Below are 11,661 nucleotides of genomic sequence, written 5' to 3'. Positions count from 1 at the left end.
CACGGGCATGCTTCCATCAATCGCGGTCCGCCGCAGCAACCCAAGGAGAGGAATCCATGAGCGCACAAGCAGGAGACAGCGGAAACGGCCGAAAAGTCGGCTTTTTCCTCGGTCCCATCGTTTTCATCCTGATGCTTCTCATCCCGGCCCCCGAAGGAATGAAAATCGAAGCATGGCGAGTGGCAGCCGTCACCGCCCTTATGGCTATCTGGTGGATCACCGAAGCCATTCCCATTCCCGCAACGTCATTGCTGCCCATCGCCCTTTTCCCGCTTCTCGGCGTAATGAAATCCAACGCGGCCACCGCGCCGTATGCGAACCATCTCATCTACCTCTTCATGGGCGGCTTCTTCCTTGCCGTGACCATGGAACGCTGGAACCTGCACAGGCGTGTGGCCATCCACACCATCCGCACGGTGGGGACAAGCCCCGGCAGGATGATCCTCGGATTCATGATCGCCACGGGCTTTCTGTCCATGTGGGTCTCCAACACGGCAACGACCATGATGATGGTCCCCATCGGCCTCGCCGTGGTGCAGCAGGCCACCGGATTCGATTCCAAGGACATCCGTGCCTGCGCCAGCAACGCAGGCCCCGAATCCAACTTCGGTAAATGTCTGATGCTCGGCATCGCCTACGCGGCCTCCATGGGCGGCGTGGCCACCATCATCGGCACGCCGCCGAATACTGTCATGGTCGGCATGGTCGAAAAAATGTTCGGCGTACAGATCGGCTTCGGCCAGTGGATGCTCTTCGGCGTCCCCCTTGCGGTGATCATGGTCGCCCTGTCCTGGATTCTGCTTACCAAGATGCTCTTCCCCATGGGCAACATGGAACTGGCCGGCGGCAAACAGATCATTGAGGAAGAGCTGCGCAAGCTCGGCCCCATGGCTCCCGAGGAAAAGAAAATCGTCATCGTGGGGTGTTTCGTGGCGGCCTTCTGGCTCTCTCGCGGCTTCCTGAAGAAGATGCCCTTCGTACTCGATATGATGCCCAACTTTGGCTACATCCATGACGCGACCATCGGTATTCTCGGCGCCCTGGTGCTCTTCGCCATCCCCTCCAACTTCAAGAAGGGCGAATTCCTTCTCGACTGGAAAACCGCGGTCAAGATTCCCTGGGACGTCATTCTGCTCTTCGGCGGCGGTCTTGCCATCGCCAACGGCTTCGCAAAGACCGGACTGGCTAACTACATTGCCGCGCAGCTCGGCGGACTCGAAGGCGCGAGCATCCTCGTCTTCGTGGCCACGGTGGTACTGATCACCATCTTCCTGACAGAGATCACCTCCAACACCGCCACCGCCACCTTGCTGGTTCCCATCATGGGTAGCGCAGCCATTGCAATGAGCATTCATCCGTTCGCGACCATCGTCGGCGCATGTGTGGCGGCATCCTTCGCCTTCATGCTCCCGGTGGCGACGCCGCCAAACGCGGTCGTCTTCGGCAGTGGGTGCATATCCATCAAGCAAATGGCCAAAACAGGCATATGGCTCAACATCCTCGGCACGATCCTGATCACGGCCTTCGTGGTCTACATCCTGCCCGCCGTATGGGGTGTTGACCTTTCCACCCTGCCTGAATGGGCACCCACCCCGTAAAGGGCTACTGTGGCCGTTCTCAAACAACAAAAAAGGGCTCCCCAAGAGGAGCCCTTTTCAGTGCGAAAGATCATCCCGCAACGGGTGATGCCATCCGGCGCATCTAGCGGCGCAGGACCTGCTTGACGACCTCGTCGATGCCGACCTTTTCCACGAAACGGGCTGCGCGCTGGCGCTTGCCGGAGTTGTCGCGGTAAAAATCGATGAAACGGGTCACGACCTCGCGGGCTTCGCCCCGGCTCAGGTCTTCTGCAAGCACATCGCCGATGCGGGGTCTGCCGGAAGCGTTGCCGCCGACAACCACAGTCCAGCCTTTTTTCTTGCCGATAAGGCCCACGTCGCGAACATAGGACTCGGCGCAGCACATGGGGCAGCCGGAGATACCAATCTTGAGTTTGGCAGGCATCTCGTAGCCCACGAAATGGTCTTCGAGTTCAAGGCCGAAGCCGAGGGAATCGCGCTGGCCGAGGCTGCATACCTCGGTACCCGGACAGGCCTGAACATAGTGGACACAGAGCCCGACCGCCGGGCCGATTTCCATCTTGAGGTCTTCCCAGACCTTGTCCACGTTCTCTTCCTCAAGGCCGACCATGGCAATGCGCTGGCCCGAGGTTATCTTCATGATGGGAACGTCGTATTTTCTGGCTGCCCGCGCGATCGCTTCGAGGGAGTCGGGGGTCACGAGTCCCACCGGCGTGCGCGGGACGATGGCGTATGTTTTCTTGTCGCGTTGAAGGATGGCGCCTTTTGGCGTGGCGGACATGCTGTACTCCTTGGGGTCACTCAGGCTCGGGGTTCTGCGCCGCCTGCCGGACGGCTTCCATGCCGATCCTTTCCGCAAAGCCTGCGGCGCGCTCCCCTTTCTTGGCGTTTCCCGCAAAAAAATCAAGCGTTCGCTTCACATATTTCAAAACATCTCCATCGCAGAGGTGTTTTGCAATAATTTCGCCCGGTCTCGCCTTGCGCCCGGCAGCACCGCCAAAGAGCAGCGTCCACCCTTTTGCGTCACCGATCAGCCCTATGTCGCGAACCCAGCTCTGCCCGCAGCCGCGTGGGCAACCGGATACTCCAAACTTGGGACGCACGGAAATATCCGTCATTGCTTCCAGCATGTTTTCAAGAGCTGCCGCCATGGAGCGTGTATCCTGCAAACCGCGGGAGCACTGCCCTTTACCGAGGCAAAGCGTCATCATGAACGGACATTTTCCGTCGAGCGACCCCACGGCTTGGGTCACCGTATCCACCAGTTCAGGGGGGATGCCGTGGATTTCAAGCCGCTGGGCGCCGGTGGCGCGGACGCCGGGAAGGTCGTACTTTCGCACGACCTCCGCGACTCGCATGAGCGACTCGGCGTCCATGAAGCCTTGCGGCATTGCCGGACGGAGGGCGCAGAGGCCGTCCGCCCGGCAGGAAGCCGCTCCGAAGGTGTCATGAACCGTTTTCATGGCCTCTGAACCTAGATCGGGGGCGCGATGTGAACCAGCAGGCGTGTACGACTCTCGGCACGGAAGCCGTGCGGGTCCGCAATTTCGCTCACCAGCACGTCGCCGGGCTTGGCCGGGATTTCCGCGCCGTCGGCACCGAGGAACTGGCCGCCGCCCTCAAGGACGGTGATGGTCAGCTCGCCCTCGATATCGTGGCTGTGCACAGGCAGTTCCTGCCCCGGTTCGAAGTTGAAGTTGATGACCTTCACGAACGCGCAGTCGTGCACGAGCATGTTGCTGAAGGTCTTCTCCTTGAATCCGTTTTCTGCGATGAGGTCGATCTTGCGCATGGCTTTGTCTCCTTACGCTTCAAAGGTTTCGGTATTGATGACACGGCCGTCAAGCGAGATGGTCAGCTTGGTCACGGGGACCCGCCTTCCCGCCATCTCGAAGGCCTTGTCCAGAATGACGCTCATGGTGGAGCAGCAGGGAACCTCCATTTCCATCACGGTGATGGAATTCAGGTTTGCCGTGTTCACCATGTCCGCCAGCTTATTGGCGTATTCCATCTGGTTGTCGAACTTGGGGCAGCCCATGAGCACAACCTTGCCTGCCACGTAGTCCGAATGGTAGCCGGGCAGCGCCACGGGCACGCAGTCTGCGGTCAGCAGCACATCGGCGTTCTGCAGGAACGGCGCGGTCGGCGGAACAAGGCGCAGCTGCACGGGCCAGTGGGACAGGCTGGAGCCTTCGGCAGTCTTCTGCTCCTTGGGCTTGTTTGCCTGACCACAGGGTGTCATCTTGCGCAGCTGGGAACCGGGACAACCGCCACCCATGGGCCGCACGGGGGTACCACGCACTTCCTCGGTGGTGGGCAGGTGATCAGGGATGTCGCGTCCCTGCTTCTTGAGGTGCTCCTTCACGGCTTCCGGTTCAAAGTCCTCTGCCGGACGTTCCTCGATGGTCAGCGCCCCCTGAGGGCATTCGCCGATGCACGCTCCAAGACCGTCGCAGAAGTTTTCCTTCACGAGCCGGGCCTTTCCGTCGATTATCTGCAGAGCACCCTCGTCACAGCCGGTGACGCACAGGCCGCAGCCGTCGCACTTCTCTTCGTCGATGCGAATGATCTTTCTATTGGTAATCATATTGTCCTCCTGTTTCTTGCTTATTGCTATATTCTCGCAACGCCGAGGAATACGGCGTGCAGGCCGACCACCATGACCAGAAACGCTGCTCGCGCTGCCTCGGCGGTCAGGCCGGGGAATGCATATTCCAACTGCCCGTGACGGCAGGCTCCCACACAGTCTCCGCAAAGCGTACAACTCAGGGACGGTCTGCCTTCCTGCAGGGCCCGGGCATCCAGAGCAGAGTAGCGGCAGCGGCTGAAGCAGACGTTGCAGCCGGTGCAGTCTCTGCCGATGCGGATGCGCCACGGGGAAATCTTTCCCAACACGTTCGCCACCACACCCATGGGGCAAAATGTCGTACAGTGTACCATGGTTCCCATACGCCGGGAAACCGTCGCCATGATAATCACACCCACCATCCCGAAAATCGCCGCGCTCCAGACCGCCGTCATCCAGGACACTCCGGTCAGCCGCATGGCATATGCCGCTGCCACGACCAGCACGAGGGATGCGACTCGGGTCAGCAGAACAATCCTTCGTCCCAGATTAGCCGGACGGCGCGCTCCCATGCGGGAAGCCGAATCATCCCATGCGCCGATGTAGCAGAGATGGCTGCACCATGCAGGCCCGACGAGGATGAGCGTCACGCCGAACAGGATCGGCATGAAGAAACCTTCTCCCCGAAAGACCGGTCCGGCCGCGATCAGGGCGGGGACCGGCAGATGCAGCTCGCCGGTCATGAGCATCCGGTCCACACCGAGCAGCCCCATGAGCAGTTGCAAAAAGAACACTGCCGAAAATCCGGCCCATATACGCCTGCGGACCTTGGGCTGCTTCGTGCGATCGAGCATCATGTTCACGACCCACTGGGCGTAGATGGCGAGAAGGATGATCTCCAGCCAGCCCCAGCCCGGCGCAAAACGTTCAAGCAGCAGCACGGGGAAAGACACCTTGGCGCTCGCAATGCCGAGACCTATGCAGGTGAGCACAAACACGGCTCCCCGTGCTCTGGCGTTCTCCGTGCCCTTGCGGTACCACCCGGCCTGTGCCGGAGCGATATTGAGCAAGACGGCGGCCAGCGTTACTAGCATCACCGCACCCATGATCACCACCAGCCGTTCCCAGTCTGCTCCCATGAGGATACGCATACGAACAAATCCGTAAGTAGCGTCAGCCCAAGTCCACGCGCCCCAGAAGAGTGTAAACAGCACCGGAATCCGCACCCACGCTCTTCGGGCGAGGAACAGTGCCGCCAGAACCAGCATTGCGGCGGTCAGCCCCGGTTCGCCGAAGCGAAGGTGGTGCGCGCCGAGCAGAATCAGCGACAGGGAAGTCAGTATGGCGATAAGGATATTCATGCGTCTCTCCACGGCCCCACAATGGACAAATCCAGGGCATCGTGACATGATTCAAGTCAAATCAGCCAGAATGAATGCAATTTTTTTGGAGATAGAGAATGGAGAGCATTGACGCGGTGCGTTCGGTTTCCCTTTTTCAGGGGCTGCCGGACAACCAACTGGAGCGACTGTCGCAAATCGCCGTCTGCAAGCATTACAAACGAAACGAACTGATCTTCGAATCCGACACGCCGGCAAACGGTTTCTACGCCACGCTTTCAGGGAGAGTGAAGATCTTCCGCATGTCCCCTTCGGGAAAAGAGCAGATACTGCACATCTTCGGCGCCGGTGAGTCCTTTGCCGAGGTCCCGGTCTTTCAGGGCTCGACCTTCCCGGTCCATGCCCAGACGCTGGACCCTTCCGAACTCATGTTCATCCCGCGACGTGAATTCGAACGCATCATCAGTCAGGACCCGGATCTGGCCATGAAGATGATGGGACAGCTGGCCGAACGGCTGAGGATTCTCGTGAACAAGATCGAGGAACTGAGCCTCAAGGAAGCCCCCTCCCGGGTAGCCTCTTACCTGCTTTTGCTGGCCTCCTCGCACGACTCCAATACCTTCCGGCTGGACCTTCCCAAAGGCCAGATCGCCTTTTATCTCGGCACCATTCAGGAAACGCTTTCCCGCATCCTGAAGCGTTTCACCGAGGATGAACTCATCGAGATGTCCGGAAAGGACATAACGGTTCTGCATCCCGACGGCCTGCGCGAGATCGCAGACGAAGGACGTTGAGGCATAGATCGAAACAAGCTGAAAGCTGTCCACGCGGACGGCATCCCCACTTAGAAGGCCCCGCCATGGAAAACCATGGCGGGGCCTTCTACTAAACACGAAAACGGCAAGCACGAAAACCCGCCCTGCCGAAGCAGAGCGGGTTCTGAAAGTCGGAAGACGTCCGAGCAGTTAGCCGATCTTGTTGACGGCCTGCTGCAGACGGGAGACGCGGCGCTGAGCCTGACGCCAGTGGATGACTTTCTTGCGGGCGGCCTTGTCCATGACGGAGGTGACTTCCTTCATGGCTTCGGTAGCCTTGGCGGCATCCTTTTCTTCAATGGCAGTCTGGACGGCCTTGACGGAATTCTTGATGCGGGTCTTGGCCATGCGGTTGCGCAGGTTACGGACCAGGCTCTGGCGGTGCCTTTTTACGGCGGACTTGTGGTTAGCCAACGGTACTTCTCCTCAAGCTTGTCTTATTCTTATGCGTTAAAAAACGGTATTTTCAAAGCGAAGGCAGAGCTACTTATCTAGCACTGCCCCCGTTTGTCAAGCATTTTCTAGACCTGAAGGGCATTGAAGTCGGCAAGGCGTCCCAGCCTGTCGACCAAAGCCTTCAGCAGATTCAGGCGGTTGGCCCTGAGTGAAGAATCTTCACACATGACCATGACATTGTCAAAGAAGGCGTCCACGCTGGGCCGCAGTTCCGCAAGCTGACCGAACAGCCCGTCAAAGTCGCCGTCGGCCCAGAGCTGCTCAAAGCGCGGAGCGGATTCTTCCATGCGCTCTGCAAGCGCCTTTTCGGCGTCGTCCTCAAGCATGTCGAGGTCGAAGCCACCGGTAAGCTCCTGACCGGCTTCCTCGCCCTGCTTGCGGATGATGTTCGCCGCACGCTTGAAGGTCAGCACCGCCTGTTCAAAGCCTTCGCTCTCGCTGAAGCGGGACAGGGCCTCAAGGCGTGCCTTGAGGGTGTGAATATCGCTGTAACCGGCACCGATGGCGGCATCCACCACGCGGGTGGCGAAGCCTTGTCCGGTGAACATGGCGCGTAGCCGCTGGGCAAAGAAGTCCAGCAGCATTTCGAGCGACTCTTCCTGCGTGACCTTCCACTTCACATCCTCGGAGTACGCGGCCTGAGCGTGACGCAACAGCTGCTCAAGATCGAGGTCCAGACCGTGCTCCATGATGATGCGACAGATGCCCAGCGCGCAGCGGCGAAGAGCGTACGGGTCATTGGCGCCCGTGGGTACCTTCTTGATGCCGAAGCAGCCCGCGAGGGTGTCGGCCTTATCGGCCATGGAGAGAACGGCACCGGGCAGCGTCGAGGGGACCGGAGTTTCCGGACCGGCGGGCAGATACTGCTCCGCCACGGCGTCGGCCACGATATCGCCCTTTCCGGCACGGCGGGCGTAGATGCCGCCCATCAGGCCCTGCAGGGAATCGAACTCGTTGACCATTTCAGAAACCAGATCAGCCTTGGAAAGACGACCGGCGCGGGCAAAGCGGTCAATGTCGCCGGGCAGGACGTCCTTGGAGTCGCCCAGCTCGTCCGCCACCCAGCCGCAGACCTTTTCCAGCCTGCGGGTCTTGTCGCCCATGCTGCCCAACGGACCGAGGAACACGACCTTGTCCAGCTTGGCGAGCCAGTGCTCGAAGTCGGTCTTGATGTCCGCTTCCCAGAAGAAGCGCGCATCTTCAAGACGTGCCTTGAGCACCCGCTCCCAGCCTTTCTTGACCAGAGCGCGATCCCGGGGCTCGATGTTCAGGGTCGTCAGGAAATGCGGCAGCAGCGAGCCGTCATCCTTCTGCACGCCGAAGCTCTTCTGGTGCGACTGCATACTGGTGAGCAGCACTTCGCGGGGCAGTTCAAGATACATTTCCCCGATGTCGCCGAGAATGGGCACCGGGTACTCGACAAGGTTCGCAACTTCGTCCAGCAGACCGTCCTTCCAGACGATGCTGCCACCCGCTTCGGACGCGAGGCGGTTGCCTTCCTCGACGATGAGATTCTTGCGCTTCTCCGGATCGATGACGACCTTGCAGTCTTCTTGCATGATGCGGAAATAATCGGCAGCGGATGCCACTTCGAACGGCCCCGGCCCCATCACGCGGTGTCCGCGGGTGATGCGACCCGAAGTCAGGTTCTCAAGCGTAAACTCGACCACCTTGTCGTCCAGCAGGGCCAGCAGCCAGCGGACCGGACGTCCGAAAAGCAGGTCGTAATCGCCCCAGCGCATACGCTTGGGGAAGCTCAGGCCGTCCAACGCCTTGGAGCAGAGCGCGGGAAGAATGTCGAAGGTGTCTCCACCGCCGACGGTCTTGGTGGCGGCCAGATACTCACCCTTGCCGGTCTCCAGCTTGTAGAGCTGATCCTCTGCAACGCCCTGCGTCTTGGCGAAGCCCTGCCCTGCCTTGGTCAGGTTGCCGTCCTCGTCAAAGGCGATACGCACCGGAGGTCCGGTGACGGTCTCTTCCTCGGAGCGCTGCTTCGCGGCGATTCCAACCACATGGGCGGTGATACGGCGCGGGGTAGCGTAGGTGTCCACGCTTTCGAAGCCGATCATGGCTTCCTCAAGCGAGGCGCGGAAAAGTTGTTTCAATTCAGCCGCGAGCTTCGGCACGAAGCGGGCGGGCATTTCCTCGGTTCCGATCTCGAAAACGAATTCGGCCATGGTGTGTCTCGTCTATTTGATGGCGTGAGCCGCCGTTATTTACCCAGCATGGGATAGCCCATTTCCTCGCGCTGCGCGGCGTAGAGGTGGGCGATCTTCGAAGCCAGATTGCGCACGCGACCGATGTAGGCGGCCCGCTCCGTAATGGAGATGGCGCCCCGGGCGTCCAGCAGGTTGAAGCTGTGCGAGCACTTGAGGCAGTAATCGTACGCGGGCCACGGCAGTCCTTCTTCGCACAGGTTCAGGCACTCGGCCTCGAACTTGTCGAACAGGTCGAAGAGCATGTCCTGATTGGACAGCTCAAAGTTGTACTTGGACATCTCCACTTCGTTCTGGTGGTAGACGTCGCCGTAGGTAACCCGGTCGTTCCACTGCAGGTCGTAGACGGATTCCTTCTCCTGCAGGTACATGCAGATGCGCTCAAGGCCGTAGGTCAGCTCCACGCTCACCGGCTTGAGGTCGATGCCGCCCACCTGCTGGAAGTAGGTGAACTGCGTGATCTCCATGCCGTTGAGCCAGACTTCCCAGCCAAGCCCCCATGCGCCGAGCGTCGGGGATTCCCAGTCATCCTCCACAAAGCGGACGTCGTGCTCGTCGGCCTTGATGCCAAGCGCGGCAAGGCTCTCCAGATACAGCTCCTGCACGTTGTCCGGCGAGGGCTTCAGGATCACCTGAAACTGGAAATAATGCTGCAAACGGTTCGGGTTCTCCCCGTAGCGTCCGTCGGTGGGACGGCGGGAGGGCTCGACATAGGCCACATTCCACGGTTCCGGCCCGATCACCCGGAAAAAGGTGGAGGGGTTGAAAGTCCCCGCGCCCACCTCGATATCAACGGGCTGAGTGACGACGCAGCCGTTTTTGGACCAGAAATCCTGCAGGGTCAGAATAACATCCTGAAAATTCATTCAATAACTCCGAATCAAACCTTTTTGTAATACCCGTTCTCCCACTGGAGTCCGAGGTGGTAGGCAACGAACGCCTCGATGAGACGGCGGCTCTGGCGGGCCACGTCAGCGGTCATGCCGAGACGCGCCCAGTCGGCGGGGCGGGAGTTCCGGATCCATTCCAATGACCTGAGGACTCCCGGCGAGACCCGGCGAACCACTCCGTCTACCGCTTTCCGCCGCGATTGACAAGCGGCGCAGAACACCTGTCCGGACTCCACGCTCACCAGCGGAGCGCGCATGCCCTCTGCCTCTCTGCCGCAGGAGGCGCAGATGTCGAAGGCCGGACGGTACCCGAGGTCGAAAGCGGCCTTGGCCCGGAACAAAAACGGCACCATATCGCCCGAAGGCAGCTTCTCTTCCAGCATCTCCAGCGTTTCCAGCAGAAGATCATACACTATACGCGAGTCCTGCCCCGGCGAAGGATCGAGCATCCGCACGAACTGTACGCAGTTGACCGCCAGTCCCTGCACCGCAGGGTTCTTCTTGACCTCTTGAAAACCGTGAATCAACGACCCTTCCTCAAGGGAATAGTAGGTACCGGTTTTATTGGCTGCAATGGAGAAGAGGACGTGGTTGAGGGTATCGAGGCAACCTGTAAAGCGTCTGCGGCTGCGAAGCCCTCCGAAGGCGAATGCGTTGAATATTCCGTGGGTGGGGGTCAGGATGCGGACCCAGGCATCGGCTTCCCGGAACCGGCCGACCTTGAGCACTATGGCTTTTTCGGTGGACCGCATGAAGCCGCCGGGCTAGGGAACGTCGAATACGAGCGTCTTGACGCTGCCCTTTTCCGCGTTGAGTTCCATGGGTTCGCCGTTGTGCGTCACTTCGACGCCGCCGGCGTTGCCGATGCGGATACGGCGCTTGCTGTTGAACTTGAGGCGAAGCGGTTCGCCGTTTTGCAGGATGAAATCCCTGTAGAGCTTTTCTTCATCACCCTTCCAGACCCCGACCCATGTACCGGCCTCGGTCACTGCGCGGATGACGATGTTGTGCGCGTAGCGAAACTGATCCTGCGATTCGTCCGTTTCCTCGCCGACGGTTTCCACGTCTTCAGGAACTTCCGCCTCAACCGTCCTTGCGGGAGCTTCCGTAGCGGCGTCGGTTGCAGCCCTCGCATCGGCAGCGTCTACCTGAGTCGCGGCACTGTCTGCGCCCCCGACTGCTTCCTGTTTGGCCCCGGCGGCGTTGGCGGCCGGGGCTTCAGCGATGTCAGCGCTAGGCTGTTCCGTTTCATCAGCAAGGCTGGCACCTGACTCTTCACTGGAAGCGGACTGATCCGGTTCGCTCGCCTTGTTGGCCGAGGAGTCTTCCATGGTAGCGGTTTCGGCAGGCTCCTCCACCGAGGCGGTAGGCTTGTCCAGCACCGTGTACAGCTTGCCGAAATAGATAACAGCCCCGACGAGTGCGGCAAGCAGGACGATGAACAGCAGGATTGAAGGCAGACGACTCTTTCCGGAGCCGCCGGAGGATTCGTGCGCGGCGAGCGCCTTGTCCGCCTCCCTTGTGTCACCATACCCGGAAGGAAGGTTGTCCTCGTCTTCCGGAATGATCTGATCCACCACCATGGCCAGCTCCTCGCCGTCGAGACCGAGCAGGCGCGCGTAGCTCCTGACGAACCCTTTGGCGTAGACCGGATGCGGCAAGTGGTCGGTGTTGCCCTCTTCCAGCGCCACGATATTCCTGCGGCTTATCTTGGTGATTTCGACGACTTCATCCAGGGACATGCCCCGGCTTTCGCGCGCCTTTCTGAGCTCTTCGCCCATTTCCTGAAATGTCATGC

12 protein-coding genes are annotated in these 11,661 nt (G+C 60.1%); 2 read left to right on the top strand and 10 right to left on the bottom strand.

What is annotated here, in order from left to right; genetic code table 11:
* Positions 1 to 56 precede the first annotated feature (56 nt).
* Positions 57 to 1,598: an SLC13 family permease gene (locus B149_RS0102470; protein WP_018123577.1), complete on the top strand. Its 1,542-nt coding sequence runs from the start codon at positions 57 to 59 to the stop codon at positions 1,596 to 1,598.
* A gap of 103 nt (positions 1,599 to 1,701) precedes the next feature.
* On the opposite strand, the gene B149_RS0102465 is transcribed toward B149_RS0102470, so the two are convergent.
* From B149_RS0102465 to B149_RS0102445, 5 genes are read right to left on the bottom strand one after another with little or no spacing between them, the layout of a single operon-like run.
* Complete coding sequence (locus B149_RS0102465; RefSeq protein ID WP_018123576.1) at positions 1,702 to 2,361, bottom strand: nitrite/sulfite reductase domain-containing protein; 660 nt, start codon at positions 2,359 to 2,361, stop codon at positions 1,702 to 1,704.
* A 16-nt stretch (positions 2,362 to 2,377) separates the two neighbouring features.
* Positions 2,378 to 3,043, bottom strand: coding sequence for a nitrite/sulfite reductase domain-containing protein (locus B149_RS0102460; protein ID WP_018123575.1), 666 nt, complete (start codon positions 3,041 to 3,043; stop codon positions 2,378 to 2,380).
* Between the two features lie 11 nt (positions 3,044 to 3,054).
* A complete protein-coding gene (locus tag B149_RS0102455; RefSeq protein WP_018123574.1) occupies positions 3,055 to 3,372 on the bottom strand; it encodes a cupin domain-containing protein in 318 nt (105 codons plus the stop codon).
* Between the two features lie 12 nt (positions 3,373 to 3,384).
* Positions 3,385 to 4,167: an ATP-binding protein gene (locus B149_RS0102450; RefSeq protein ID WP_018123573.1), complete on the bottom strand. Its 783-nt coding sequence runs from the start codon at positions 4,165 to 4,167 to the stop codon at positions 3,385 to 3,387.
* Positions 4,168 to 4,193: 26 nt separating this feature from the next.
* A complete protein-coding gene (locus B149_RS0102445) occupies positions 4,194 to 5,507 on the bottom strand; it encodes a 4Fe-4S binding protein (RefSeq protein WP_018123572.1) in 1,314 nt (437 codons plus the stop codon).
* Between the two features lie 98 nt (positions 5,508 to 5,605).
* On the opposite strand from B149_RS0102445, the gene B149_RS0102440 reads away from it, so the two are divergent.
* Positions 5,606 to 6,280, top strand: a complete 675-nt coding sequence (locus B149_RS0102440; RefSeq protein ID WP_018123571.1) for a Crp/Fnr family transcriptional regulator — start codon at positions 5,606 to 5,608, stop codon at positions 6,278 to 6,280.
* A gap of 171 nt (positions 6,281 to 6,451) precedes the next feature.
* Here the strand turns inward: B149_RS0102440 and rpsT are convergent, their stop codons facing one another.
* The 5 genes from rpsT to B149_RS0102415 all read right to left on the bottom strand — a co-directional run bounded on the left by rpsT (position 6,452) and on the right by B149_RS0102415 (position 11,659).
* Positions 6,452 to 6,715 carry a 30S ribosomal protein S20 gene (rpsT, locus tag B149_RS0102435; protein ID WP_018123570.1) on the bottom strand — a complete coding sequence of 88 codons (264 nt, stop codon included), beginning with the start codon at positions 6,713 to 6,715 and terminating at the stop codon, positions 6,452 to 6,454.
* 107 nt (positions 6,716 to 6,822) lie between these two features.
* Positions 6,823 to 8,934 (bottom strand): glycine--tRNA ligase subunit beta, encoded by a 2,112-nt coding sequence (gene glyS / locus B149_RS0102430; protein ID WP_018123569.1) that lies wholly within the window; start codon positions 8,932 to 8,934, stop codon positions 6,823 to 6,825.
* 35 nt (positions 8,935 to 8,969) lie between these two features.
* Complete coding sequence (gene glyQ / locus B149_RS0102425) at positions 8,970 to 9,839, bottom strand: glycine--tRNA ligase subunit alpha (RefSeq protein ID WP_018123568.1); 870 nt, start codon at positions 9,837 to 9,839, stop codon at positions 8,970 to 8,972.
* Positions 9,840 to 9,853: 14 nt separating this feature from the next.
* Positions 9,854 to 10,615: a DNA repair protein RecO gene (gene recO / locus B149_RS0102420; RefSeq protein ID WP_018123567.1), complete on the bottom strand. Its 762-nt coding sequence runs from the start codon at positions 10,613 to 10,615 to the stop codon at positions 9,854 to 9,856.
* A gap of 12 nt (positions 10,616 to 10,627) precedes the next feature.
* Positions 10,628 to 11,659, bottom strand: coding sequence for a helix-turn-helix domain-containing protein (locus tag B149_RS0102415; protein ID WP_018123566.1), 1,032 nt, complete (start codon positions 11,657 to 11,659; stop codon positions 10,628 to 10,630).
* Positions 11,660 to 11,661 lie beyond the last annotated feature (2 nt).

The sequence above is a fragment of the Desulfovibrio oxyclinae DSM 11498 genome, from assembly GCF_000375485.1.
GTDB lineage: Bacteria > Desulfobacterota > Desulfovibrionia > Desulfovibrionales > Desulfovibrionaceae > Pseudodesulfovibrio > Pseudodesulfovibrio oxyclinae.
The sequence above is the reverse complement of the archived record's forward strand: the minus strand, read 5'-3'. Positions and strand labels throughout refer to the sequence as shown.

Coding starts and splice junctions, on each gene's coding strand:
- B149_RS0102470 (WP_018123577.1), top strand. CDS start 57: ATGAGCGCACAAGCAGGAGACAGCGGAAACGGCCGAAAAGTCGGCTTT.
- B149_RS0102465 (WP_018123576.1), bottom strand. CDS start 2,361: ATGTCCGCCACGCCAAAAGGCGCCATCCTTCAACGCGACAAGAAAACA.
- B149_RS0102460 (WP_018123575.1), bottom strand. CDS start 3,043: ATGAAAACGGTTCATGACACCTTCGGAGCGGCTTCCTGCCGGGCGGAC.
- B149_RS0102455 (WP_018123574.1), bottom strand. CDS start 3,372: ATGCGCAAGATCGACCTCATCGCAGAAAACGGATTCAAGGAGAAGACC.
- B149_RS0102450 (WP_018123573.1), bottom strand. CDS start 4,167: ATGATTACCAATAGAAAGATCATTCGCATCGACGAAGAGAAGTGCGAC.
- B149_RS0102445 (WP_018123572.1), bottom strand. CDS start 5,507: ATGAATATCCTTATCGCCATACTGACTTCCCTGTCGCTGATTCTGCTC.
- B149_RS0102440 (WP_018123571.1), top strand. CDS start 5,606: ATGGAGAGCATTGACGCGGTGCGTTCGGTTTCCCTTTTTCAGGGGCTG.
- glyS (WP_018123569.1), bottom strand. CDS start 8,934: ATGGCCGAATTCGTTTTCGAGATCGGAACCGAGGAAATGCCCGCCCGC.
- glyQ (WP_018123568.1), bottom strand. CDS start 9,839: ATGAATTTTCAGGATGTTATTCTGACCCTGCAGGATTTCTGGTCCAAA.
- recO (WP_018123567.1), bottom strand. CDS start 10,615: ATGCGGTCCACCGAAAAAGCCATAGTGCTCAAGGTCGGCCGGTTCCGG.
- B149_RS0102415 (WP_018123566.1), bottom strand. CDS start 11,659: ATGACATTTCAGGAAATGGGCGAAGAGCTCAGAAAGGCGCGCGAAAGC.